The 24431-nt window shown below is 71.0% G+C and carries 22 protein-coding genes and 1 tRNA gene; 14 read left to right on the forward strand and 9 right to left on the reverse strand.

All coding sequences use genetic code 11. The annotated features are described in order from the left end of the window. Positions 1 to 57: 57 nt before the first annotated feature. Positions 58 to 1032 (reverse strand): glycosyl hydrolase, encoded by a 975-nt coding sequence (locus VFZ39_RS01440; RefSeq protein ID WP_330863939.1) that lies wholly within the window; start codon positions 1030 to 1032, stop codon positions 58 to 60. A 288-nt stretch (positions 1033 to 1320) separates the two neighbouring features. Between VFZ39_RS01440 and VFZ39_RS01445 the strand changes: the two genes are divergently transcribed. The 4 genes from VFZ39_RS01445 to VFZ39_RS01460 all read left to right on the forward strand — a co-directional run bounded on the left by VFZ39_RS01445 (position 1321) and on the right by VFZ39_RS01460 (position 4512). After that, positions 1321 to 1399 (forward strand) — tRNA-Gln (locus tag VFZ39_RS01445). Between the two features lie 20 nt (positions 1400 to 1419). Next, a complete protein-coding gene (locus tag VFZ39_RS01450) occupies positions 1420 to 2034 on the forward strand; it encodes an AAA family ATPase (RefSeq protein WP_330863940.1) in 615 nt (204 codons plus the stop codon). A 5-nt stretch (positions 2035 to 2039) separates the two neighbouring features. Beyond that, positions 2040 to 3494, forward strand: a complete 1455-nt coding sequence (gene glmU / locus VFZ39_RS01455) for a bifunctional UDP-N-acetylglucosamine diphosphorylase/glucosamine-1-phosphate N-acetyltransferase GlmU (protein ID WP_330863941.1) — start codon at positions 2040 to 2042, stop codon at positions 3492 to 3494. Positions 3495 to 3540: 46 nt separating this feature from the next. Beyond that, positions 3541 to 4512: a ribose-phosphate diphosphokinase gene (locus tag VFZ39_RS01460; protein WP_330863942.1), complete on the forward strand. Its 972-nt coding sequence runs from the start codon at positions 3541 to 3543 to the stop codon at positions 4510 to 4512. A gap of 3 nt (positions 4513 to 4515) precedes the next feature. Here the strand turns inward: VFZ39_RS01460 and VFZ39_RS01465 are convergent, their stop codons facing one another. Together VFZ39_RS01465 and pepN are read right to left on the reverse strand one after the other, a co-directional pair. After that, entirely contained in the window at positions 4516 to 5064 is a 549-nt protein-coding gene (locus VFZ39_RS01465) for a gamma carbonic anhydrase family protein (RefSeq protein ID WP_330863943.1), read from the reverse strand. Positions 5065 to 5085: 21 nt separating this feature from the next. Continuing rightward, complete coding sequence (gene pepN, locus VFZ39_RS01470) at positions 5086 to 7518, reverse strand: aminopeptidase N (RefSeq protein ID WP_330863944.1); 2433 nt, start codon at positions 7516 to 7518, stop codon at positions 5086 to 5088. 206 nt (positions 7519 to 7724) lie between these two features. Here pepN and VFZ39_RS01475 point away from each other — a divergent pair, with 206 nt between their 5' ends. The 4 genes from VFZ39_RS01475 (at position 7725) to VFZ39_RS01490 (ending at position 11947) form a co-directional block, all read left to right on the forward strand. Further along, on the forward strand, positions 7725 to 8408 hold the full coding sequence (locus tag VFZ39_RS01475) for a 50S ribosomal protein L25/general stress protein Ctc (RefSeq protein WP_330863945.1): 684 nt from the start codon (positions 7725 to 7727) through the stop codon (positions 8406 to 8408). After that, a complete protein-coding gene (gene pth / locus VFZ39_RS01480; RefSeq protein ID WP_330863946.1) occupies positions 8405 to 9007 on the forward strand; it encodes an aminoacyl-tRNA hydrolase in 603 nt (200 codons plus the stop codon). The genes VFZ39_RS01475 and pth overlap by 4 nt, the downstream gene beginning before the upstream one ends. A gap of 283 nt (positions 9008 to 9290) precedes the next feature. Beyond that, entirely contained in the window at positions 9291 to 10640 is a 1350-nt protein-coding gene (locus VFZ39_RS01485; RefSeq protein WP_330863947.1) for an exopolysaccharide biosynthesis polyprenyl glycosylphosphotransferase, read from the forward strand. Then, complete coding sequence (locus tag VFZ39_RS01490) at positions 10640 to 11947, forward strand: hypothetical protein (RefSeq protein WP_330863948.1); 1308 nt, start codon at positions 10640 to 10642, stop codon at positions 11945 to 11947. The genes VFZ39_RS01485 and VFZ39_RS01490 overlap by 1 nt, the downstream gene beginning before the upstream one ends. A gap of 128 nt (positions 11948 to 12075) precedes the next feature. Here VFZ39_RS01490 and VFZ39_RS01495 read toward each other — a convergent pair whose 3' ends face one another. Genes VFZ39_RS01495 through VFZ39_RS01515 form a run of 5 tightly spaced genes read right to left on the reverse strand, consistent with a single transcriptional unit; the run spans position 12076 to position 17432 of the window. Beyond that, positions 12076 to 13254 carry a glycosyltransferase gene (locus tag VFZ39_RS01495; RefSeq protein ID WP_330863949.1) on the reverse strand — a complete coding sequence of 393 codons (1179 nt, stop codon included), beginning with the start codon at positions 13252 to 13254 and terminating at the stop codon, positions 12076 to 12078. Further along, on the reverse strand, positions 13251 to 14171 hold the full coding sequence (locus tag VFZ39_RS01500) for a sulfotransferase family protein (RefSeq protein ID WP_330863950.1): 921 nt from the start codon (positions 14169 to 14171) through the stop codon (positions 13251 to 13253). Before VFZ39_RS01500 ends, VFZ39_RS01495 begins: the two co-directional genes overlap by 4 nt. Next, a complete protein-coding gene (locus tag VFZ39_RS01505) occupies positions 14168 to 15316 on the reverse strand; it encodes a glycosyltransferase family 4 protein (protein WP_330863951.1) in 1149 nt (382 codons plus the stop codon). Before VFZ39_RS01505 ends, VFZ39_RS01500 begins: the two co-directional genes overlap by 4 nt. Continuing rightward, positions 15313 to 16506, reverse strand: coding sequence for a hypothetical protein (locus tag VFZ39_RS01510; RefSeq protein WP_330863952.1), 1194 nt, complete (start codon positions 16504 to 16506; stop codon positions 15313 to 15315). Before VFZ39_RS01510 ends, VFZ39_RS01505 begins: the two co-directional genes overlap by 4 nt. Beyond that, the gene (locus VFZ39_RS01515) at positions 16503 to 17432 is read right to left on the reverse strand and encodes a sulfotransferase domain-containing protein (RefSeq protein ID WP_330863953.1); all 930 of its coding nucleotides are present in this window, start codon (positions 17430 to 17432) and stop codon (positions 16503 to 16505) included. Before VFZ39_RS01515 ends, VFZ39_RS01510 begins: the two co-directional genes overlap by 4 nt. A 145-nt stretch (positions 17433 to 17577) precedes the next feature. Here VFZ39_RS01515 and VFZ39_RS01520 point away from each other — a divergent pair, with 145 nt between their 5' ends. Both VFZ39_RS01520 and VFZ39_RS01525 read left to right on the forward strand, forming a co-directional pair. After that, a complete protein-coding gene (locus VFZ39_RS01520) occupies positions 17578 to 18495 on the forward strand; it encodes a sulfotransferase (RefSeq protein WP_330863954.1) in 918 nt (305 codons plus the stop codon). Continuing rightward, entirely contained in the window at positions 18489 to 19070 is a 582-nt protein-coding gene (locus VFZ39_RS01525) for a hypothetical protein (protein WP_330863955.1), read from the forward strand. The genes VFZ39_RS01520 and VFZ39_RS01525 overlap by 7 nt, the downstream gene beginning before the upstream one ends. On the opposite strand, the gene VFZ39_RS01530 is transcribed toward VFZ39_RS01525, so the two are convergent. Beyond that, positions 19037 to 20608: a polysaccharide biosynthesis tyrosine autokinase gene (locus VFZ39_RS01530; RefSeq protein ID WP_330863956.1), complete on the reverse strand. Its 1572-nt coding sequence runs from the start codon at positions 20606 to 20608 to the stop codon at positions 19037 to 19039. The genes VFZ39_RS01525 and VFZ39_RS01530 overlap by 34 nt on opposite strands. Before the next feature lie 153 nt (positions 20609 to 20761). On the opposite strand from VFZ39_RS01530, the gene VFZ39_RS01535 reads away from it, so the two are divergent. The 4 genes from VFZ39_RS01535 to VFZ39_RS01550 are packed head-to-tail and all read left to right on the forward strand — an operon-like array spanning position 20762 to position 24405. Then, positions 20762 to 22042 (forward strand): hypothetical protein, encoded by a 1281-nt coding sequence (locus VFZ39_RS01535; RefSeq protein WP_330863957.1) that lies wholly within the window; start codon positions 20762 to 20764, stop codon positions 22040 to 22042. Beyond that, on the forward strand, positions 22039 to 23379 hold the full coding sequence (locus VFZ39_RS01540) for a lipopolysaccharide biosynthesis protein (protein ID WP_330863958.1): 1341 nt from the start codon (positions 22039 to 22041) through the stop codon (positions 23377 to 23379). Before VFZ39_RS01535 ends, VFZ39_RS01540 begins: the two co-directional genes overlap by 4 nt. A gap of 39 nt (positions 23380 to 23418) precedes the next feature. After that, positions 23419 to 24174: a 3'(2'),5'-bisphosphate nucleotidase CysQ gene (locus VFZ39_RS01545; protein ID WP_330863960.1), complete on the forward strand. Its 756-nt coding sequence runs from the start codon at positions 23419 to 23421 to the stop codon at positions 24172 to 24174. Between the two features lie 9 nt (positions 24175 to 24183). Then, positions 24184 to 24405 (forward strand): hypothetical protein, encoded by a 222-nt coding sequence (locus VFZ39_RS01550; protein ID WP_330863959.1) that lies wholly within the window; start codon positions 24184 to 24186, stop codon positions 24403 to 24405. Positions 24406 to 24431 lie beyond the last annotated feature (26 nt).

Consider the following 24431-nt stretch of genomic DNA (forward strand, 5'->3'; position numbering starts at 1 on the left):
GGATGGGCTCAAGCGCTGGGCCTTAACATTCCGACATTGTGCGCCGCGTCGTGCTGATCAGCGACCGTGGAGGACCCTCCGCACCGCGCGGAACTCGGGCTTGCGCGCCCAGTCCGTGCGGATCAGGCCGTAGTGAGCACCCGGGCTTCCACTGCCGTGGCTGGGGTTGTCGATCAGCTCGTAACGGAACGCCTTCTGCACCCTCGGGTGGTCGGCGATCCTCGGGATCCCTCGAGCGGCCAGCTCGGCGGCCCTGGCCTCCGAGGTCCGGCGCTGGCCTGATCCGCCGGAGTAGTTGGTCCACCCGAACTCGGTGACCCACACCGGCTTGCCCCGGTAGGCGATGTCGACCAGCTTCAGCCGGTCGGCGAGACCGAAGGTGATCCGCCTCCCCTTGGGGTAGGAGTGCAGCCCGACGACGTCGCACAGGTCGGCGATGCCCTGGCGCTTGAGCGCGCGGTAGCCCGCTCCGTCGCTCCTGTCCTCGTCGACGTCATGCAGGGACGGGGAGACCACCTTGACTCCCTTGAGCGCACGGCTGTTGTTGGTCGCTTCCCAGATCGCGCGCTGGATCGCGACCGTGCGCTTCGCCCAGCCGTCCTTGCGCGTGTCGGGCTCGTTGATGCCCTCGATGCCGAGCACGACGTCCGCGTAGTCGTCGGCGATCTGGCGCACCCGATGCCTGGCCTCACGCGGGCTCAGGCGCCCGTCAGTGGTGACCGTCATCAGCCACTTGATGCCGTAGCGGCGGCACAGCCGAGCCGTGCGCCGGCACTCGTCCTGGTGCGGTACGACGAGACCGCGGATCTGCTTCACGCCCAGATCTGCGAGGTGTCCCATCCAGCGGTCGGTCTTGCCCCAGCGGGGATCCTCCGCCCAGCTCGGGTGGACGACGACACCGTAGGAACGAACCAGCTGACGCCGCCTGGTGACGGCTGCTGCGGGAGACTCGAGGCCCGAGATGAGTCCGGTGGTACCGACGGCCGTGGCGGCGCCGGTTGCGGCAAGGAAGCCGCGTCGGGTGGTGGGCATGGAGACAACTCCTGGCAGGGGGCGGGGGTCGGGCCCGCAGGTCACGATTGGGTAACGGGGCGGGCCAGCGCGTGAGTATGCCAGCAGGCCAGACAGGGCGCAACCGGGCCGCCTGGGTCTGACTGCTCTGCCCGGCGGGTCCTAACCTTGGCGTCCTATCCCCGGTTGGTCTGTCGGGCCAGAGTGCTGCCCGGCCAGGCGGGCCCCTCACCTTGGCGTCCTATCCCCGGTTGGTCTGCCGGGCCAGAGTGCTGCCCCGCCAGGCGGGCCCCTAACCTTGGCGTCCTATCCCCGGTTGGTCTGCCGGCAGGGCCCGCCTGACTTTGAATCAGGACTAGCGACGTAGGTTCGACTCCTACCCGGGGAGCAAGATGGCAGGCTCGCCGCGTGACCTCAGTCGGCTCGCCCACGTACGACGCGCTGGTCGATCGGGTTCGCGCACTGGTGGCCGCTCTGAGCCGGCCCCCGGTGGTGGGCATCGCCGGTCACGGCGGTGCCGGCAAGACGACCCTGGCGCGACGCCTGGCGCGCGACCTCGGGTTCGTGGCCGCTCAGGTGGTGAAGACCGACCGGCTCTACGCGGCGACCGACACCCGGCGAGCCGGGCTCTTCGAGCTGCAGGACTGGCCGGTGGTGCTCGACCTGCTGCGTCGGGTGCGTTCGGAGCCGGTGCCGGAGCGGCTTCGCTACGCGACCCGGGGGTACGACGGTGACGAGGGTGAGGTCGACCTCCCGATGCCTCCGGTGGTGGTGATCGAGGGGATCCGGGTGATCCGGCCGGAGACCCTGCCGCTGCTGGATCTCGCGGTGTGGCTCGACCTCGACCCGGAGACGGCCGGCCAGCGCGCGAAGGCCCGGAACGTGCAGCAGGGAGACAGTCGTCGTGAGGTGGACCTGTGGGACACCAAGTGGGTTCCGGAGGGCCGGGAGTACCAGAGGTTGGTGCGCCCGGAGCTGTTGGCCCACGTCGTCCTGCCGGCCGACGAGACGCCGTTAGTGTGACGGGCATGGCTCCCGAACTGACCGTGATCGTGCTGGCTGCGGGAGGCGGCACGCGTATGAAGTCCAAGACCGCGAAGGTGCTCCACGAGGTCGGCGGCCGGAGCATGATCGGACACGTGCTCGCTGCCGTCAGTGAGCTGTCGCCCCAGCGGGTGGTCGCGGTGGTCGGTCACCAGCGCGACCAGGTCGGTCCCCACATCCAGGGGCTGCTCCCCGACGCGGTGCTCGCGGTGCAGGAGAGCCAGAAAGGCACCGGCCACGCCGTCCGGGTCGGGCTCGAGGCCGTCGGTACCACCTCAGGCACGGTCCTCGTCGCGACCGGCGACACCCCGCTGCTGCGCGGAGAGAGCCTCCGCGCGTTCGTGGCAGAGCACGACGCCGCGCAACGAGCCGTCAGCATCCTCAGCGGGCGGGTCCCCGACCCCGCTGGCTACGGCCGGGTCGTGCGCGACGCGCAGGGGGAGGTCGTCGCGATCGTCGAGGAGAAGGACGCCAGCCCCGACCAGCGCGAGATCCTGGAGATCAGCAGCGGGATCCTCGCGTTCGAGGCGGGGTTCCTGGCCTCGGCACTGCCGCGGCTCGGCAACGACAACGCCAAGGGCGAGTACTACCTGACCGACACGGTCCAGCTCGCCCAGGCCGACGGGCTCACGGTAGGCGCCTACCCCCTCGACGACGTGACCGAGACCGAGGGCGCCAACGACCGCGCCCAGCTGGCCGAGCTCGGCCGCAAGCTCAACCAGCGCATCGTCATGCGATGGATGCAGGACGGCGTCAGCGTGATGGACCCCGCGACCACCTGGATCGACGCCGACGTGGTGCTGGCGCCCGACGTGACGATCCTGCCCGGCACGCAGCTGCTCGGTGCCACGCAGGTCGGTGAGGACGCCGTGATCGGTCCCGACGCCACGCTGAAGGACTGTGAGATCGGAGTGGGAGCGCGTGTCGTCCGTACCCAGGCCGAGCTGGCCGTCGTCGGCGCCGGCGCGACCGTGGGCCCGTTCTCCTACCTCCGTCCCGGCACCCGGCTGGGCGAGGGCGGCAAGATCGGCGCCTACGTGGAGACGAAGAACGCCGAGATCGGCGCCGGGTCGAAGGTGCCCCACCTCTCGTACGTCGGCGACGCGACGATCGGCACCGGCTCGAACATCGGGGCGGGCACGATCTTCGCCAACTACGACGGCAGCCGGAAGCACCGCACGACGATCGGCGACGGTGCCAAGACCGGCTCCAACAACACCTTCGTCGCACCCGTGTCGATCGGTGACGGCGCGATGACCGGCGGCGGCACCGTGGTGCGTGAGGACGTCCCTCCCGGCGCCCTCGCGGTGTCGGCCGGGCCACAGCGCAACCTGGAGGGCCACGCCGCCCGGAAGCGGGAAACGGTGGGTGAACGGGACCTGGACCGCGAGGTGGACCCAGGAGTTGGGTCATCGTCCCCCGGTGGAGCAGAATCCTGACTGCACCCACCCTCCGGCGAGCAGGAGCGCACTCGACGTGACCGGAATGAAGCGGACCACCGAGAAGAACCTGATGGTCTTCAGTGGCCGGGCTCACCCCGAGCTCGCCGAGGAGGTGGCGACGCAGCTCGGTAGCGGACTGGTGCCGACCTCGGCGTACGAGTTCGCCAACTCCGAGATCTACATCCGCTACGAGGAGTCCGTGCGCGGGTGCGACGCCTTCGTCATCCAGAGCCACACCACGCCGATCAACGAGTGGATCATGGAGCACCTGATCATGGTCGACGCGCTGAAGCGTGCGTCGGCCAAGCGGATCACGGTGGTGATGCCGTTCTACGGCTACGCGCGCCAGGACAAGAAGCACCGCGGCCGCGAGCCGATCTCGGCCCGGCTGGTCGCGGACCTGTTCAAGACCGCCGGCGCCGACCGGCTGATCGTGGTCGACCTGCACGCCGACCAGATCCAGGGGTTCTTCGACGGACCGGTCGACCACCTGATGGCGCTGCCGATCCTCGCCGACTACGTCAAGGAGAAGTACGGCGACCAGCAGCTGGCCGTCGTCTCGCCGGATGCCGGTCGGATCAAGGTCGCCGAGCGCTGGTCGGCACGGCTCGGTGGCGTACCGCTGGCGTTCATCCACAAGACTCGGCGGATCGACCGCCCGAACGAGGCCGTCGCCAACCGCGTCGTCGGCCAGGTCCAGGGCAGGATGTGTGTCCTCGTCGACGACATGATCGACACCGGCGGCACCATCGTGCAGGCTGCCGAGGCGCTGATGGAGGACGGAGCCGCCGGCGTGATCATCGCCGCGACGCACGCGCTGCTCTCCGGGCCGGCGGTCGATCGGCTCAAGAACTGCACGGCCACCGAGGTGGTCGTCACCGACACCCTGCCGCTCGCCGACGACCGGCACTTCGACAAGCTCACCTGCCTGTCGATCGCGCCGTTGCTGTCGCGCGCCATCCGGGAGGTCTTCGAGGACGGGTCCGTCACGTCGATGTTCGACGGCCACGCCTGATCGCTACCGGCGTCGGAAGCTCTCCGACTGCCGCCGCATGATCTCGCGCATCGGCGTGCCGCGAGGGACGCCGTAGACGGTGCCCGGGAAGTCCAGCGGTTCCTGCACCGCCCACAGCTCCTCGTGCCGGTCGGGGGAGAACAGCTGCGCAGGGTCGCCGGCGGCGATCCACCCGATCGGCACCACCGTCCCGGGCTCGAGCCGGGAGTTCACGTGGAGCACGCTGTTGATCCGGAGCTCCGAGCCGGACCCGGCGACGGACCCGGGGAACATCGAGACCCCGGTGGCGATGAACACCTCGTCCTCGACCCTCGTTCCGTTCAGGTGCGTGTGCGGACCGACCAGCACTGCGTCGCCGACCTTCACGGGGTGGTCGGGTCGCCCGCGCAGCAGCGCGTGCTCCATGACCACGACGTCCTGTCCGACCCGTACGGGACCCAGGTCGCCGTTCAGGACCGCGCCGGGGAGCACCCGCGAGCCGGCACCGATCCTGACGTCTCCCGTGACGATGGCGGTGGCTGCGACCGAGGCGGTGTCGTGGACGGATGGCACGTCACGACGGTACGCCGCCGGTCAGGGTTCCCGAGTGCGCGTGAGGTCGTCGTACGCGTCCTCCCAGGCGCGGCGCAGCACAGTCGGTACGTCGTCGCGCAGCACGTCGGCCAGCGCGGCGACGTGCTCGTCACCGAAAGGCACCATGGGGAACGACTTGCCGAGCCGTTCCTCGAAGCTCGGGCCACGACGTCGCGCGGCGGCCAACCCCTCGTGGAGGTAGCGGGGGAGGTACTCGTGCACGAGGCCGGTCTGCTCGGGATCCCAGAAGCCGTGCGAGACCGCTTCGAACTCGCGGTTGGAGAGTCCGTCGTCGCCCAGCAGGCGCTCCCACGCGGTGGCCTTGGCGTCGGGGGTCGGGAGCGCGGCGGTCGCCCCGGCCGCACCGAGCACGCCGACGATCGTGCCGTCGGCGACCCGCTCCTCTTCGATCTCGCCTGACGTCAGACCACCGAGCGATGCCAGCCGGTGGATCGCGCTCCAGCGGAGGTCGGGCTCCACCGGGAGGCCCGTGTGCGTCTCGCGGTCGACCAGCCACCGGTCGAGGAGCAGCGCGTCGGGACTGGTCGCGGCGAGGGCCCGCGTCAGAGCGACCGCGATCGGCTCCTCGGGCCCGGCGGCGAGCCCGGTCTCGCAGGCTGCGGCGACCTGCGCCACGGCCGCCGGCACCGCCGCGGGCGCGAGGTGGTGTGCCACCAGGTTGCGGCGGGTCCACCCGAGCACCGAGTCCACGATCGCCACCGAGCGCTCCCGAGGCACGTGCCGGGTGACGAGGCCGAGGAAGTCCTCGGGGGTGAGATCGCCGCAGCGCACCAGGTCGATGGCGGTGGCCCACACCACCGCGCGCGTCGAGTCGTCGGCGACCGATGCCAGGTCGTGGCTGAGTGCAGACCACGACTCCGGATCGAGCCGGAGCCGCGCGAACGTCTCGTTGCCGGCGTTCGGGACGACGACGGCCGCGCCGCGCACCCGGACCGGGTCGTCGGCCAGGTCGACCATGGTGGTGCCGGTCGCGAGCAAGTCCTCGTCGTACGTCGCCACGGAGAGCCGGTGCGGCCGGACGCCCTCGCGCGTCAGGACGACGCCGTCGTCGTCGCGGGTGGCGCGGATCGTGTCGAACCCGGTGGTGCGCAGCCACGCCTCGACCCAGCCGCGGACGTCGCGATCGGTCGCGCCGTCGAGGGCCTCGACGAAGTCGGCCAGGGTCGCGTTGCCGAACCGGTGACGCGCGAAGTAGGCGTTCACGCCGCGCAGGAAGTCCTCGTCGCCCAGCCAGGTGACGAGCTGCTGGATCGCCGAGTTGCCCTTGGCGTACGAGATGGCGTCGAAGTTGTTGAACGCCTGGTCGACGTCGGCCACGTCCTCGGGCTCGGGGGCCACGGGATGCGTCGACCGTCGCTCGTCGGCGGCATAGGCGCGTGGCTTGCCCGAGATCGAGAAGTCGACGAACGCACCCTCGAAACCGGCGGCGTCCGAGACCCGGTAGCCCATGTAGTCGGCGAACGACTCCTGGAGCCAGGTGTCCTCCCACCAGGTCATCGTCGAGAGGTTGCCGAACCACTGGTGCGCCATCTCGTGGGCGATGACCGAGCCGCGACGGCGCCGTTCGCCCTCCGTGGGGGTGCCGACCGGGAGGATCTCGTCGCGGTACGTGACGCAGCCGGGGTTCTCCAGAGCACCCCAGTTCAACCCCGGCACGAACACCTGGTCGAAGCTGCCGAACGCGAACGGCTCGGAGAACATCGTGAGGTACTCGTCGTAGCAGGCCTCGGTGACCGCGCGGAGCTCGTCGGCGTCACGGTCGAGCTGGCCGGCGAGCGAGGCGCGGGCGTGCCACGCGAACGGCACGACCTGTCCGTCAGGCCCGGCGTGCTCCCACCGGACGGAGTGCCACGACCCGGCGCACACGGTGAACATCGGCAGCGGGATCGGCGGGGTGGTCCCGAACCGCCAGACGCCGTGGGTCTCCTCGTCGGTGCGGTCGGCCAGGCGGCCGTTGGCCACCACCGACCAGCCCGCGGGCGCGAGGACGGTGAGCGTCACCGGGGCCTTCAGGTCGTTCTGGTCGAAGCACGGGAAGATCCGCTGGCACAGGTCCATCCCGACGTAGGCGCCCACGTACGTCTCGCCGTCGGCGGGGTCGGTGAAGGTGTGCATCCCGTCGCCGTCGGTGACGTATGGGATCCGTGCCTCCACGGTGACCTCGTTGCGGCCCGCGATGCAGACCAGGCCGATCCGCCGCCCGTCGTACGTCGTGGCGGGCAGCCCGTCCACGAGGACGTCGCGCGCGCTGGCGAGCTCGAGGAAGGTCTCGGCACCCTCGGTGGCGCAGGTGAAGGAGACCGTCGCCCGGCAGCCGTAGCCCTCCCGACTCGTCAGGTCGAGGGTCAGGTCGTAGGAGACTTCGGACACCAGGGCGGCCCGAGCCCGGGCCTCGACGAGAGTGAGGGACACGGCGAGGAGGGTACGCCCAGCTCCGACGATTGGCGCGAGCGCCCGCGGCGGGCATATCCTCGTGCGGTTGCCTCGGCGAGGGACGTCGACCACTCATCGTGAGTCAGACGTCCGTGATCGACAGGGCGGTTCGACGCCGCGTTGTCGCGCGGCGTTCGTCGTCCGGGGCCCACGACGCGAACCGACTCGAGGAGCAGAACAGAGCCATGGCCGAGAAGATCACAGCTGAGCAGCGCACCGAGTTCGGCAAGGGCGCAGCCCGCCGGATCCGTCGCGAGGACAAGATCCCGGCCGTCGTGTACGGCCACGGCAGCGACCCGATCCACGTGACGCTGCCCGGTCACGACACGATGATGGCTCTGAAGCACGGTGGCGCGAACGCCCTGCTCGACCTCCAGATCGACGGCACCAGCCAGCTCGCGCTGACCAAGCAGGTCCAGATCGACCCGATCCGTCGAGTCATCGAGCACGTCGACTTCGTCGCGGTCAGGCGGGGCGAGAAGGTCACGGTCGACGTCCCGATCCACGTGGTCGGGGAGGCCGGTCCGGAGACTCTGGTCGTCACCGAGAACGCAACCGTGCAGATCGAGGCCGAGGCCACCAACATCCCCGAGTACTTCGAGGTCTCGGTGGAGGGCGCCGAGATCGGCACCCTGATCCACGCCTCCGACCTCGACATGCCTTCCGGCAGCACGCTGCTCGCCGACCCCGAGCTGCTCATCGTCAACGTCACGCAGCAGCGTTCCGAGGAGGCCCTGGAGGCCGAGCTGGAGGAGGCCGAGGCCGAGGCCGGCATCGAGCGCGACGAGGCCGAGGCGGAGACCGAGGCCGCTGAGGGCGCCGAGGGCGGCGACACCGAGGCCGCTGCGGAGGGCGACTCCGGGGAGTGACCCCGACCGAGGTCTGGCTGGTCGCCGGGCTGGGGAACCCCGGCCCGGCGTACGCCGGCCACCGACACAACGTGGGATACCTCGTCGCCGACGAGCTCGTCTCTCGACTCGGTGCGTCGTTCCGGGCGCACAAGTCGGGTCGGGCGGACGTCGTCGAGGGGCGGATCGGTGCGACGGGCACGGACGCCGCCCGCATCGTGCTGGCTCGGGCACGCTGCTACATGAACGAGTCCGGCGGACCGATCAAGGCACTCACCGCCTTCTACAAGATCCCGGCCGACCGGCTCGTGGTGATCCACGACGAGCTCGACATCCCGTTCGGCACCTTGCGCGTCAAGCTCGGCGGCGGGGACAACGGGCACAACGGGCTACGGTCGGTGCGCTCCGCCCTCGGCACGGGCGACTTCTACCGGGTACGGGTCGGGATCGGGCGACCACCAGGACGCGAGGACGTCTCCGACCACGTGCTCGGGAACTACTCCGCTGCCGAGCGACGCGAGCTGCCGTTCCACGTCGTCCGGGCGGCCGACGCCGTCGAGTCCCTGATCACCGACGGCCTCGCGACGACGCAGCAGACCTACAACACTGCTACCACCTGAGACCGCTCGTCGCAGCGGAATGCTGACTTTGTCGGGGACTTGTATCCCGCGGTGGCATAGACATTTCCAACCTGTGCACGGGGTGGCCTAGCGGCACGCGTCACGGCACCGTTATGGTTCCTTCATCTCGCGGTTGGCCCGGGGGGGCCTGTACCGAATAGGTGCCGCCGCCGCGAGACGGTAACCGGGGGGTTCCATGGCGCAGCCATATACGGCTGCCGCTGTCCCGAGCGCGCGTGGTGCGCGCTCGGATCGGCGGCGGCTGAGCTTCATCCGTCCTGCTGTGCAGGAGACCGCGCGCCCACACCGCGTTCAGCGGCGTTGGCGCACGCTCGGGATCGTCGAGCTCGGTGTCGTCGCGGTGACGGTCGTGGCGGGGGCGCTGCTGCTGTCGGCACCGGTCGCGCTGTGGCCGGTGCTGCTGCTCGGCGCCGGCGTGCCGGTCGTCCGCAGCTTCGTCACCGGCTCCCGGCCGGGTACCAGCCCTGCCGCCATCGTCCGGTTCGGCTGGCTGCCAGTGCTGGCCAGCGTGATCGCGTTGCGGGCCGTCGGTGCTCCGTCGTCGTACGTCGACCAGACACTCGTCGTCCAGCTGGCAGCGATCCTCGCGGCGGCCGGTGCTGCGGCACTGGTCGGCCGCCGGCGGATGGTGCAGCGGGTCGTGGCCGTCGGTGACGTCGCCGACCTGACGAGCGCCGCCCGGCGGTTCGCGACCTCGCCGACTGCGGCGTTGGTGGGCGGCGTGGCCGTGACCGGCGAGTGGCCGGGCGACGCGACACCCGAGGCGTTCCCGCCGGTGACCGACCTCGGTCGCGCTGCGTGGTTGGCTCGCGAGGTGGAGGCCACGCACGTGGTGATCCACCCGGGTCCGGGGCTGGGGGTCGACGAGATCCGCCGCCTCACCTGGGAGCTCCAGGACCAGCCCGTCACTGTGGCCGTCGCCCACCAGCTCCCGCACGTGGCGGCTCACCGGCTCGGCGTCGAGACGCTGGACCAGCAGCCGCTCCTCACCGTCGCACGGCCGCGGCCGTCGCGGATCGTCCACCACGCGAAGGCGCTGCTGGACCGCACCGCCGCGGCCGCGATACTGCTGGTGCTCGTGCCGCTGCTGGTCGGACTGGCGGCCCTGATCCGACTCGACTCGCCGGGCAAGGCCCTGTTCACCCAGGAGCGGGTGGGCCGGAACGGGAAGCTCTTCCAGATCTACAAGTTCCGGACGATGGTCGCCGATGCCGAGGACCTCAAGCCCACACTGGAGAACTCCGAGGGCAACGGGCTGCTGTTCAAGCAGCGCAACGACCCGCGGGTGACCCGCGTGGGACGGGTCCTGCGCCGGACCTCGCTCGACGAGATCCCGCAGCTGATCAACGTGCTGCGGGGCGAGATGTCCCTCGTCGGACCACGGCCGGCACTGCCCGAGGAGGTCGAGCAGTACAGCTGGCTCGAGCTGCGACGACTCGCCGTCATGCCCGGGATCACCGGCGCGTGGCAGGTGGGTGGCCGCTCCGAGCTGAGTCGAGAGGCCGCCATGGAGCTCGACGTCTCATACACCGACAACTGGTCGCTCCGCAGCGACATCGCCATCCTCGGTCGGACCATTCCGGCCGTACTCAAGGGAAGGGGGGCCATGTGATGGCCACCGCCAGACATCACAAGAAGAAACTCGTCCGCGCCGCGGTCGTCGCTGGGCTCGTCTCCGCTCTCGGAGTTGGTCAGATGGCGGCCAACGCCTCGCCGTACCACCACCCGACCGCCGTCAGCACGTCACCGACGATGTCGATGCCGGTTCTGGCCCTGACCGACGGTCAGCCGAAACCGGTCGCGTACACGGTGGCCGAGGCGGGCAGCCAGATGGTCGTCGGCGGCCGGTTCCAGACGGTCGAGAACGGCAACCGCACGGTCCAGTACACCCGCCGAAACGTGTTCGCCTTCGACGCCACGACCGGAGCGGTCAGTCAGGGCTTCGCGCCGAACGTCGACGGCGACGTGTGGGGCACCTGGTCGGACGGGACGTCGGTCTACATCGGCGGCGCCTTCAGGAACGTCAACGGCCAGCCCAGGTCCACGCTGGCAAAGCTGAGCCTTGCCACCGGGGAGCTCGATCCGAACTTCGTGCCGCCGTTCACGGGTGGCCGAATCTCGGACATCGCCATGGTCAACGGCCAGCTGATCGTGTCCGGGACGTTCCAGAAGCGGCTCGCGTCGCTGAACCCGACCACCGGCAAGCTCACGACGTACATCAACCACGTCGTGGGCGGCCGGCTCCCGAACAGCGACTCGGCGCAGGTCTTCCACTTCGACGTCAGCCCTGACCGGCAGCACCTGGTGGCGGTCGGCAACTTCCTGACCGTGGACAACCAGCCGCGCCCGCGGGCGTTCATGCTGGACCTCGGCGCGACGTCGTCGACGCTCTCGTCCTGGAACTACGAGCCGCTCGGCATCCCATGCTCTTCTGGTCGCAGGAACGCGCAGGCCTACGTGCTCGACGTCGACTTCGCACCGGACAGCTCGTACTTCGCGTTCGCCGCCTTCGGGTTCATGTACCAGACCGGCCAGCGCGGCTTCCAGCTGTGCGACTCCGCGTCACGGTTCGAGACCGACAACCTGAATCCGAGCGCCCCGACGTGGATCAACTACACCGGCGGTGACTCTCTGAAGTCGGTAGCCGTGACGGGCGCGGCGGTCTACGTCCAGGGCCACAGCCGCTGGCTGAACAACCCGTTCGGACGCGACTCGGCCGGCCCGGGTGCGGTCGAGCGGCCCGGAGGCGGCGCGATCGATCCGGTCAGCGGACTGGCACTGCCGTGGAACCCGGTCATGCCGCAACAGGCAGGCGGCTTCCAGATCCTGCCGACCGCGACGGGCGTGTGGTTCGCCACGGACGGGATCCGCTTCGGAGGCAAGTATCGACGAGGCATCCGCTTCGCGCCCCTTCCCTGAGGGAGGGACGTGAAAGCGGTCCGGGTGAGGGCGTACCCCTGGCGCCCGAAGCGGGTGGGGTCGGTCCCGGCGGCCCCACCCACCCGGATTGCGAGCTGGGTCCGGACTGACCCTGGCGAAGGAGCCGGTCAGGCCGGGCCCAGCTCGACCACCTCGTCGTACGTGCGCTCGAGCCGTACCAGGTCGGCGGCCGGCGAGTAGCTCTCGACGTAGCTGTCCCGGCAGCGCTTGCGCAGGTCGGCGGCGAGCTCTGGCTGCTCCACGAGCTGCGTGAGCCGGGTGGCCAGGCTCTGGGCACTTCCCGTCTGGAAGGTCCACCCGCACCCCGCGGCCATCACGTCCTCGCAGATGTTCTCCAGGTCCGAGGTGAGCAGCGGGGTCCCGACCGCGAGGCTGCGCAGCATCACCAGGGGCTGGCCCTCGTACCACTCGGAGGGGACCAGTACCACCTCGGCGTCGCGCATCCGGTTCGTCACGGTCTCCTCGTCGACCCACCCGAGGAACTCGATGGAGCTGTCGGCCGCGGCGGCCGCCTCGACGACCGGACGCAGCTCGCCGTCGCCCGCGATCACGAGCTTCATGCCGCGCGGGACGTTCTTCCACGCCTCGAGCAGGGTCAGCACTCCCTTGATCTTGATCAGCCGGCCGGCGAAGAAGAGCTCGCGCGGCCCGTCTTCGCGGCGGCCCGCGGCTCCCGGGTCGGGGACCGAGTTCGGCTTCACGAAGATCCGGTCCTCGGGGTACCCGTCGCGGACCATCAACCGGCGCGCGAAGTCGGTCAGCGTCAGGTAGCGGGTCACCGCCTTGTGGAACGTGCCCGCCGCGCGGTGGATGCCGAGGCCGAGGGTCAGCGCCGTGGTCGCGGCGCGGCTGTCGTGGTAGCAGGCGTGGCGGATCCCCGGCAGCTTGAGCTTCGAGCCGACGCAGTCCTCGCAGATCTTGCCGTCGCGGACGCAGGTCCCCACCACGCACGAGTAGCGGTAGGAGTGGAGCGTCGTCACGGCGGGGACGCCGGCCGCGTGCGCGGCGCGGAACACCGAGGGCGAGAGCAGCGGGAACGGTGTGTGCACGTGGACGACGTCCGGCTTGAACGCGGCGATCCGCGAGCTCACGTCGCGGGCAGCCTCCACGTTCCAGACCGCCTTGGCTCCCGCCCGCCATGCCGGGAGGCCGAGCTCCTCCGCGGCCGGCAGCGTGTACTGGTCCACGACGTGGCCGGCGGCGGCCAGGATCGTGCCCTCGTGGGCCAGCACTTCCATCGCCCCGCCCAGGGACGCGTGGTGGTTGTGCAGCTGCAGGACCCTCACGTCGTACCCCCTCCCGTCAGCCACTCCGGTCCGTCGTGGCCGAGCATCGCACGCAGCCGCACCAGGTCGTCGGCGAACACGGGTTCCAGCTGCTCGCGGGCGGCGGCAGGCAGCACGTCCTGGCGGAGGAGGGTGCGGCGGATCCGCTCCCGGAAGCGGTACGACGTGTGCTCCTTGACGAACGTGCGGACCCGCTCGTTGCCGACCGCCCACCCGAGCACGGTGTGGGCCGCGGCGAACCGGGGTCGGCCAGAGATGTTGACACGCGGTACGTCGCTGCCGGCGCCCTCCGAGGCCGGCACTCCGAGGAAGTCCAGGATCTGGCCGAGCGTGCCCTCGTAGTCGTTCTCGAGGTCGTCGAAGAAGAAGACACCGACCTGCTCGCGCGGGAAGGCGTCGAGCAGGGCCGCGACCTGATCGGCGTACCGGCTCTGGGACGTGTAGTGCCAGATGTGGTGCCAGCCCGCAGCCTTGCGCTCCTCCTCGAGGGCCACGGCTGCCAGGAAGTCGGCCTCGGTCTCGAAGCCCCGGGCGCGCATGTACTGGTGGCTCGACCAGGCGCGGGCCACCGGCTCCCGGAGCATCACGACGAGCCTCATGTCCGGGTTCATCGCCTTGATCTCGGGAATCGACTCCTCCGGGTAGTACATGGTCGAGACGGAGGCGTCTCCCAGCGCGAGGTAGTCGTGCTCGGTCGGGTAGAGGGCGAGGTAGGCGTCGCGATCGGTGACCGCCACGCGATTGATCGTGTGCGCGTCGCCCGGGGCGGTGAACGCCGCCCCGGTCCGGTGCAGGGCGAAGTAATGGGGCTCCTTGGGGTCGGTGACGAACACGCGCGGGTGCGAGCGCAGTCCCTCCACGAGGCCGGTGGTGCCGCACCGGGCGGCTCCGACCACCAAGAACGTGGGCGTGGTCATCTGGGCTTCCTCTCCCGGTCCGCGATCGCCGTCCGGTAGGCGGTCTCGAGCCGCTGCGCGACCAGGCCTGGTGCGAACCGGGTCTGCGCGCGTCGCACGCCTGCCGTGCCGTGAGCCTGGGCCAGCTGTGGGTCCTGCTGGAGCCGGACGGCGGCCTCGATGAGCAGGTCGGGCCGGTCCACGGGGACGACCGTGCCGGCCGGTGGCTCCTCGCCCTCGAGCAGCACCTCGGCCGGACCGTCGACGTCGGTGGCGACCACCGGCACCCGGCAGGCCATGGCTTCCGCGACCACGAGCGCGACCGTCTCGTAGCGCGAGCTCAGCACCAGCGCGTCGACCGCCCAGAGCCAGGGTCGGACGTCGTCGGTCCCGCCCATGAACCGGATCGACCGACCCCACGTCGTGGGGGCGGCAGCCGCGAGGTCCGCCACCTCGCCGGGCCCGACGAGGTACAGGACCATGCCGTCGGGGCGCCGCGTCTCCCACGCCGGGACGAGCAGGTCCTGGCCCTTCTGGAACGCGATCCGGCCGAGCACCAGCGCGGCGAACTCGTCGTCCCCGATCCCCAACGACGCCCGGGCCTTGCGCCGGTCCTCGTCGGTCGGCGGGCGCAGGTGGTCGAGATCGACGGCGACGCTGAGCACGTCGCCCGGCACGCGGACACCGATCTCGTGCCCGCGGTCGAGCTCGGCCTGACAGTTGGTCACCAGTCGGTCGGTACGGCGAGCTGCGGCTCGCTCCGCCAGCCGGACCGCGGCGGCGGCTGCTGCCCGCGAAAACAGCCGGTCGGACCAGGCGTGTGCCTGGTAGACGACCGGGATGTCGAGACCGCGCAGCGCGCGCGGCCAGCGCCCGAGCTGGCCGGCCACGAAGGAGTGGAGGTGGAGGACGTCGGGCCGCACCTCGTCCACCACCCGTCGCAGCTCACGGACCGCTGCGGGGTATCCGTTCGGCCGGTTGCGTCGTACCTGCCAGCGGTGGCGGGCCACGCCGGGCACCTCTGTCGGGTAGGCGTCCGGCGTGAGCAGGTGCACCCGGTGGCCGGCTCGCACCTGCTCGGTGGTGAAGTGGTCGACGAGGGTCACCACGCCGCCCCACGTCACCTCGCTGACGTGGAGGACGGTGAGCGGAGCGCCGGCGCTCATGACAGGGCTCCCGCAAGCCGCTCGACGAGCGGGCGGGCCCAGCCCTGGCGATCGGTCGGACCGGCCGGGTCGTCCACCCGATCGGCGACGAACCGGACGTTGACCGCCACGAGGTAGGCCGCGATGGTCACCTCGGCCTGTTCGCGGGTGAGGTCCCAGTCGGACTCCAGCACGCGGCGCGCGTCGGCCAGCCAGGCGTTCTCGGCCGCGGCGTCGGTGCCGTCACGCAGCCGTCGGGTCTGCGCGAGGTAGTGGAGATGATCGAAGCCGGGCAGCACGTCGTCCTCGTAGTGCTCCCAGTCCCAGAGCAGGATGTCGACGCCGTCGCGTGCCATGTTCCACGGCACCCAGTCGCCGTGCCATGACGCCTTGGCCACCGGCTCGGTGCCGCGGGTCGCCACCAGCCGCCGGAGCTCCTCGACGATCCAGCGCGCGTCCGGTGTCAGCTCCGCCAGCGCAGCGGCTTGGTCGGCCAGCCGGCGGACCAGGGGCGTCTCTGCGAACGGGGTCGGCGGGTTTGTGCCGCGCCGGGTCGCCAGGGCATGCATGGCGGCGACGGGAACGCCCTCGGAGGCCGGTGCCGTGCTCCGGGCGAGCGCGCCGATGCACAGCACTGCTGCGTCGTCCTCCACAGCCCAGCCCAGCACTGGGGGAGGCGTGATGCCGGGGACCGGTCGGTCCGCCAGCTCGTGCAGGCGGTCCCGCTCGGCGGCGAGCCCGTCGATCCCGGATCCGCGGGCGCACTTGGCGAAGGCGATCGAGCGGCCCTCCGCGTCGAGCGCCTGGAGCACGACCGCCCGGCCGTGGCGTCGCCGGCCGAGCCGGACCACGACGGCGTCCGCCTCCGGCACGAGCCGCCGCACGATCGCCACCAGACCCTCGGTCCCCGGCACGGCCACCCGGGCGACGCCAGGCATCCGTCGGAGCAGCCCCCGCCGGTGGGCGGCCTCGAGTGCCCGGGCGAGCGCGGGGGCCCGTTGCCCGTCGTCGGAGCGGACGAGGGCGACGGCGGCACCGGTCCGATCGGCGGGGATCAGGAACACCGGGCGCGACATCGTGGGCAGCACGAGGTACTCCTCGGTGCGGGCGCCGGGACGTCGCGGCAGCCGGCTCACCCCGATCGGGATCGGGGCGGGCCACACCGTTCGGAGCCGAGAGGTGAGCTCTTCTCGGGTCGGCGCCCGGTTCATGCAGGAACTCCGGGCAGTCGGACCTCGGGACACTCCTCGTCCCACGCGGCCGCCCACTGCAAGCCGCGCCGCTGGTCCTGGTCGGCCAGGGCCGCTCGCATCGCGATCCGCGCTTCGTCGTACAGGCGTTGGAGCCGCTCGAGCTGGTCGGCGTTGCAGCTGGCCAGGGCGTCGTCGAGCTTCTCGGCCGGCACGGGGCGGGTCAGCACCGAGCGCATCCACCGGATCCGCTCACTGCCTGCGGTGCGTCGAAGCCACGGGTAGAGGCCGGCTCGGCGTACCGAGCGGCGGGCGACGCGGACCAGCGGGTGCCGGTAGGCCACCACGGCGTTGCGGTGGGCCTCCGCGTCCTCGGGCTCCCCGATCAGCTCGGGGTCGAGACCGGCCGCCTCGCACACCAGGCCTGCGACCAGCCGGGCGTCGGTCTTGAGGACCGGGAACGGGACCAGCAGCAGCCGTTCGACCGGCAGGTGCTGGGTCAACGACTGCCACCAGCGGCCGTAGTCGCTGGCGCCGCTGTAGACGTCGGAGAACGTGAGTGCCTCGCCGAGCGTCGCAGCGGACTCGTTGGTGAAGTAGTCGCGGTGCAGCTGGAAGTGCGACACCAGCCGGGTGATCGGGTGGCGGACGGCATACACCACGACGGGGCGGGCGTCGTCCGCCATCCTCCCAATCGCCTCGGGGAAGTGCGCGAACGTGTACGACATGCTGCCGTCCAACCGCAGCAGTCCGGGCCTGCGGGCGTCGTACAGACCGTCGTACCAGTCCGGGCCCCGGTCGTACTCGCGGCTGAAGTAGTTCGGCTCCTTGACCGCACCCGGGTCGATGCCGGGGTGCGTCGCGAGCAGGGCAGAGAGGAACGACGTGCCGGACCGGGCCGCGCCCGCGACCACCACGTCCGGACCAATCGCCGCCGGTTCGGCCACTTCTCCCCCTGAGTGCGCAACCGTGCGAGACAATCACTCACACGGACAGTTCAGCAAGTCGAGCCTCTGGTCTGGCTCGGCGGTCCGGCGTCGGCGAGCAGGGCGCACGCCGACCGACAACTGGAGCGTATCGGGGGAGAGACACATGGATCAGCCGATCGGTGGGATGCGGCGATCGCGGGTGAGCAATCTGATGCGCCAGAAGCTGCCGGGACCCGTGGCCGACAGCGCCAAGAACGCTGCCCGTCTGGTCGGGACGGCGACGGCGTCACGGCGACCGCTGCCCGACTTCTTGACCATCGGGACCAAGAAGGGTGGGACCACCTCGGTCGCGAACTGGCTGGTCCAGCACCCGCAGGTGGTGCCGATGTTCCCGCGGTTCCAGCGCCACAAGAGCCCGCACTACTTCGACATCAACTTCCACCGCGGCGAGGCGTGGTACCGCTCGCACTTCCCGACGGAGGCGGCGAGGGCGCGGCACCGCCGTAAGGCGGGTACGGCGCAGGCCGGCGAGGCGTCGCCGTACTACATGTTCCACCCGGCGGCGGCCGACCGGATCGCCGAGACGGTCCCGAACGTCAGGCTGATCGCGGTGCTGCGTGAACCGGTGTCGCGGGCGCACTCCAACTACTACGACCGGGTCGTGGCCGGTACCGAGACGCTGCCGACCTTCGAGGCGGCCATCGACGCCGAGGAGTCACGGCTGACCGGAGTCACCGACGAGTGGCTGGCGGTCCCCGGCAACTACAGCTTCTCCCACGACCACCACACCTATCTCGCCCGCGGCCGCTACGCCGAGCAGCTGCGTCGCTTCTTCGACCGGTTCGGCCGGGAAGCGGTGCTGGTGCTGCCGCTCGAGGCCCTCAAGCGCGAGCGGGACAAGACGTGGCGCCGGATCGAGGAGCACCTCGGGCTGGACCACCACGACGTCGCGCTCGAGGAGCGCAACGTCCGACAGGGCAACCCGAAGATCGATCCGGCCACCCGGGAGCGGCTGGCTGCCTACTACGAGCCGTACAACCGGGAGCTGGCAGAGCTCCTGGGCGAGGAGTACGGGTGGTAGCACGCGTCCACGTACTGTGCCGTGCGAACCAGGGACGCAGTCCGGTGTTCGCGGCCCTGCTCCTGGAGCAGGCGGCCAGTCGTGGCGTCGCGGCGGACGTCACCAGCAGCGGGTTGGAGGCCAGGCCCGGTGTGGGTCTGCTGCCGGCGATGGCGGCTGCGTGGCGTCATCACGGCCACCCGCCGCTGGACCACCGGTCTCGGGCCTACGACCCGGCCGACGTGAAGAGGTCCGAGGTGACCCTGGTCTTCGAGGCGGCGCAGCGGACGCGGGTCGTCAACGAGCTGCCGACGATGGTCGCCCGCGTCTTCACCGTCAGGGAAGCGACCCGGCTGGTGAGCAGCCCGCGCTGGGATCCTGAGTGGTCGGGCAGCTCGTACGTCGTCACCCGTCTGCACCGGATGCGCGGGTACGTCGACCCCGCGGACGACGACACGCCGGATCCCGCGCGGATGCGGCAGTCGGCGTGCCGAAGGCTGTTGACCGAGCTCGAGCACGAGGCCGACCTCCTCGGCGGGGTGCTCTTCCCTGCTGACGAGGTTCAGGCCTCGTCCTCCACGAGCGGTTCACCGTAGCCGTAGTAGGTGTGGCCGTCACCGGTGATGCTCGCCCACACGACACCCGTGACGGGGGAGCCGACCCGGTGCAGCCGCTCGAGGGCGTCGAGCACGTGGTGCTCACGACTCTGCCGGTTGCGGACCGTCAACAGCACCCAGTCGGCGTGGTGGGTGATCTCGAGCGCGTCGGCCACGCTCAGGACCGGCGGCGTGTCGACCACGACCAGGTCGGCCTGCTGCCGCAGCTGCTGCCAGATCGCGGCCGCGCGTGGTGAGGCGAGCAGCTCGGCCGGGTTGGGTGGGATCATGCCGGCTCCGACGATCCGGAGGTTGGGCTCGGCGGTGTCGACCCGCACCTTGAGCTTCTGGCCCGCCAGCAGGTGGGCGAGACCGCGCGGCGTCTCGACGCCGAACAGGTCGCTGATGGAGGGTTTGCGCAGGTCGGCGTCGACCAGCAGCACGCGCAGCCCGGTCCGGGCCGCGGTCACCGCGAGGTTGCCTGCCACCGTGGTCTTCCCCTCGGCCGTCAGCGCCGAGGTCACCACGAGAATCTCGCCCTCCTCACTCGGCTGGTCCGACGTGCGCGCAGCCGCCAGGAACCGGAGGTTGGTGTTCAAGGCACGGAACGCCTCGCTGACAGGGGACCGTGGTTCGACCAGCGCCACCGGCCGAGCCGGCTGCTTGCGCGTGTCGAACGGGATCCGGCCCAGCACCGGCACATCCCCGAGGAGGGACTTGAGGCGGCCCTCGTCCCGGATCCGGTCGTCGAGCCGGTCGCGGGCATACCCCAGGACAGCGCCCAAGATCAGTCCGATCACCCCGCCGAGCAGCGCCGCCCGGACCGGCTTCGGCTCGGCTGCCTGCTTCGGGACCTTGGCGTCCTCGAGGACCACGCCGCCGGCCGCTGCGGTGTCTTCACCGACTTCGGACAGGGCGATCTCGGTCGTCAGCTCCGCGGCGCGGATGCGCAGACTTTCGACTTGCGCCTCCAGGTCGGCCCGTTCGTCGTCGCTGGCCCCGGCGAGCTCCTGCTCCGCATCGTCCAGCTCAGTCTCGATGAAGCTGCGCTCCTCGATCAGGTTGGCGACCGTCTGCGACACCACAGCCGCGTTCGCGTCGACCTGGTAGTCGATGTACTGGGTCGCGAAGCTGTCAGTGATCGCGGCGACCTCCTCGGCGTCCGGCCACAGGGCACTGATCACGACGACCCGGGTCTGCTCGACCGCGCTGACGTCAACGGCATTGAGCAGCTCGGACGGCTCGGTGTCGAGCTCGAGCTCGTCGATCACCCGGTCGGCGATCTCCACGGACCCGACCAGCTGCGCCAGGGTCGAGACCTCGGTCGGGTCCATCCGCTGACCGGAGGTCTGCTCGGTCGTGGTCGGCTCGAGGAGCAGCCGGGTCTCGGCGGCGTAGAGCGTCTCGGCACGATAACTGAGGCCGAACCCCACGAGCGCGCCCAGCACGAGGAGGACGGCCATGAGGCGCCACTGCCGTCGCAGGATCGCAAGGTGGTCACTCAGGCGCGTGACATCGGTGTCGACCAGCTGACTCATGGGCGAGGCAGTCCCCTTCTGCTCCCGTTGGCGTCCGGCAGAACCCGCCTGCGTGTCAGAATGTGCCGGACCGGCGGGCCCATCGTAGGTGACCGGTCAGGACCGACGTGGCCGAAGGGCAACATCGGTCATTGACGACGGGGAGGTGGTCCGATGCGGTGGCTGTACCTGCTCCTCCTGGCCCTCCTGCCGCTGCAGTGGTTCGTCGTCGGCGCCGGCCTGCGGCTCCACATGGCGGCCATCGTGCTGTTCACCGCGGTCGTCTTCGCCACGCACGGGACCCACCTGGTCGCGCGCGTGATCCGAATGGCGGAGCCGTTCATCGCGGCGAACCTCGCGCTGACGGTGATCTGGGTGTTCGCGAACCGCTATCACGGGTTCGGCGTGCGGCAGCCCGCCGAGCAGATGGTGCTGCTGGCCGGGTTCGTGGCCGTCGCCGTGGCGACGCTGGCGATCCTGCGAGATCCCGGAGGTCGTGGCGTGGAGCTGCTGCGGTGGTCCACCTGGGTCTGCATGGTCTCGCTGGTCGGGGCCATGACCTACTCGATGACGGTCAACGGCGTGAACGCCGTCGAGGTGTTCGGCCGCACCCTCACCTCGGGTGACCCGCAGGTCCTCCAGCGCGAGCTCTTCCGGTCGGCGTTCGGGGGGTTCGGCCTCTCCGAGGAGGCGGTGATGGGCAACATCCGGCACGAGGTCTTCGGCGCCCTCCTGCTGGCGTTGTGCCTGTCCTCGGCGTGTCGGCAGTTGCGGCCGTTCGCGACCCGCAGGCTGACGGCGGTGTACCTGCTCGGTCAAGGTCTCGCGGTCATGTTGCTGCTGCTGTCGATGAGCCGCTCGGTGATCATTGCGCTCGCCGCCTGGCCGATGCTCGGGCTGCTGCGACAGCTGCTGGCCGGACGAGTCACGGCGCGGGGTGCCGGCGCCGGCGTGCTGATCGTCGGCGCCGCCGGCGTGCTCGCCACCGTCGGTGTGCTCCAAGTGCTGTGGGTCCGCTTCACGCAGGACACCGGGTCGTACGAAGCCCGCGACAACCTGCTGCAGGCGGCGTACTCCAACCTCGGCCGCAGCCTCGCGACCGGTGGGGTGTCGACCGCCTCCGCGAGCTCCCACAACTTCGTGATCGACACCTGGCTCCGGGCGGGGATCGTTGCGTCCCTGGCTGCGCTGGTCGTCGTGGTGCTTGTGTGCGGACTGTTCATCGCGCTCGCCTTCACGCTGCCCCAGGAACCGCCGTGGATGCTGCCGGTGACCGCGATGCTGGTGCTTCCCGTCGTCCGCTTCTTCACCGCCGGCGGCGGACTGATCCCGCCCGTCCAGTGGATCGCGCTCGGGGTGGTCGCGGGCTTCCTCTGCTATCGCGCGGAGCTGCGTGCGACGGCAGCGTCCGTGCGTGCACCCGACACCGTCCCCACCGCGGTCCGCACCGCATGAGACGCCCCGCCGCGATGTCGGTGGCGCGGGCCCTCTTCTGGTTCGCCGCTGCCTACGGGCTCGCCCTGGTCGGCTACCTGGTGATCAACGCGGTGTCTAGCCGGTGGCTGGGCACAGCCGAGTACGGCTACTTCGTGATCGCGGTGACGACCTCGCTGGTCATCGGTCAGCTGGGGCTGCTGGGCGCCCACCGAGGCGGTCTGCGCGAAGCGGCTGTCATGGGCGACGCCGACGATCCAGAGCGGTTGGCGATGCTGCGAGCCGACGTCAGAGTCGCGCTGCTGCTCTCGCTGCCGCTGGCGGCCGCCGTCGCCGGTCTCGTGATGAGCCTGATCCACGGAGACACCGTGGCCACGCGGATCGTCGCCGGACTCGGGTTCGCCGCACTGGTGTGGCTCGGCGGTGTGCAGAAGCTCTGGGCGAACCTGTTGCGCGGCCTCGGCGCGATCCGGTTCGCGAGCCTGCTCGAGGGTAGGTCCGGGGGCGGATTGGTGAGCCTCGGGCAGGCGCTCGCGCTCGTCCTGGTCTGGGTGCTGCTCCCCGAGACCGGCCTCACCGGTGCGCTGGTGGCGATGGCTGTCGGCTTCGCCGGCCCCGTCGTCGCAGCCGGGCTGTTGGTGCGCCGACGCTGGGCACACGTCCCGGGACGGGTCCCCCTGTGGCGCGCCGCTCGCAGCTCGGTGTCACGCAACTGGCGGTTCGCGGTCAACCAGTTCGCCGTGTACGCCGCGATGACGGTCGAGCTGTGGGTGGCGGGTCTGGTGTTCGACGCGGTCGACGCGTCCCACTACGCGGGCGCGCAGCGGCTCTCCCTGCTGCTTGCCATCCCGATGACCGCGATCCAGGTCGTGTTCGCACCCGTCGCGGCGCGGATGCTCCACCAGGGTCGGACCGCGGACCTGCAGGCAGTGCTACGGACCGGTGCGACCGCCGCCGGGGTGGTGACCTCGTTCGTCTGGATTCCGATGCTGGTTGCCCCCGGCTTCGTGCTGGCCGTCGTGCTCGGCGATCCCTTCCGAGCCGCGGCGGCGCCGCTCGTCGTGCTGACGCTCGGTGGTCTGGCCAACGTGGTGGTCGGCCTGGCTGGGACGGCGTTGACGATGTCCCATCGGGAGGGAGTGGTGGCGGCCGTGCAGACCGGGTCGGTCGTCGCGCGGGTGGTGTGCGGCTTCACCGGCGCGATCCTGTGGGGTCCGGTCGGGCTGGCCGCCAGCGCTGCGCTGGTCTCGGCGCTGACCTACGGCCTGATGTGGTGGCAGGCCTGGCGGTTGCTCGGCGTACGCACCGACGTGACCCTGCGGCCGCGGCTCGGTCTCCTCAACCGCACCACGGCCTGAGGTGGTCCTGAGGTCCTCTAGGGTGACGGCGTGACCGACATGGACGACCACCAGTTCGCCGTCTTCGCCGCCGAGGCCGCGGGTGCCCGGCTGCTCGAGGTGCGGCAGCAGGGGCTGGAGGGCCGGGCGCTCAAGGACGCCGGCGACGCCGCTGCGCAGGAGCTGCTGGCCGGGCTGCTCGCCGAGCACCGACCGGACGACTCGGTGCTCAGCGAGGAGGCGAGCGACGACAAGTCGCGGCTCGAGGCCGACCGGGTCTGGATCATCGACCCGCTCGACGGAACCCGCGAGTTCTCCGAGCCGCCGCGCGACGACTGGGCCGTGCACGTCGCGCTCTGGGAGCGCTCGGCGGGCACGGGCGGAGAGCTGACCGCGGGCGCGGTCGCGCAGCCGGCGCTGGGTGAGACGTTCAACACCGGGGCACCGGCGCAGGTTCCGCCGCGGACCAGTGACCGCCCTCGGATCGCCGTGTCGCGCACCCGGCCACCGTCGTTCGTCGAGGCCCTGGCCCGCGAGATCGACGCCGAGCTGGTGCCGATGGGCTCCGCCGGCGTGAAGGTCATGAGCGTGGTCCGTGACGTGGCCGACGCCTATGTGCACGCAGGTGGGCAGTACCAGTGGGACAACGCTGCCCCGGTCGCGGTCGCCCGTGCCGCAGGGCTCCACTGCTCGCGGGTGGACGGGTCTCCGTTGGTCTACAACGCGGATGACACCTCGCTGCCCGACCTCGTCGTGTGCCGGCCCGAGCTCGCAGACCAGATCCTCGGCTTCGTACGTCGGCACGGCATCGACTGACTGACGTTCGTGATCCAGCACGCCTTGATCGACGCCGACGGGGTCCTGCAGGACCTGGCGGGCGGATGGGTTGCTGCCCTGGAGCCCTTCGTCGGGAAGCGGGCCGGGGAGTTCCTCGGGGCTCGGTCCGTGGGGCTGCGGGCGATGCACTGGAGGCACGGGGACGGACTCGATCGACTGGTGGCTGGAGCTGCGGCGCTGGGGCTGCCGATGAGGCGGCCCGGCGGCTGATCGAACCGGTCCGCGGCGGTCGGGCG

Source organism: Nocardioides sp., from assembly GCF_036374615.1.
GTDB lineage: Bacteria > Actinomycetota > Actinomycetes > Propionibacteriales > Nocardioidaceae > Nocardioides.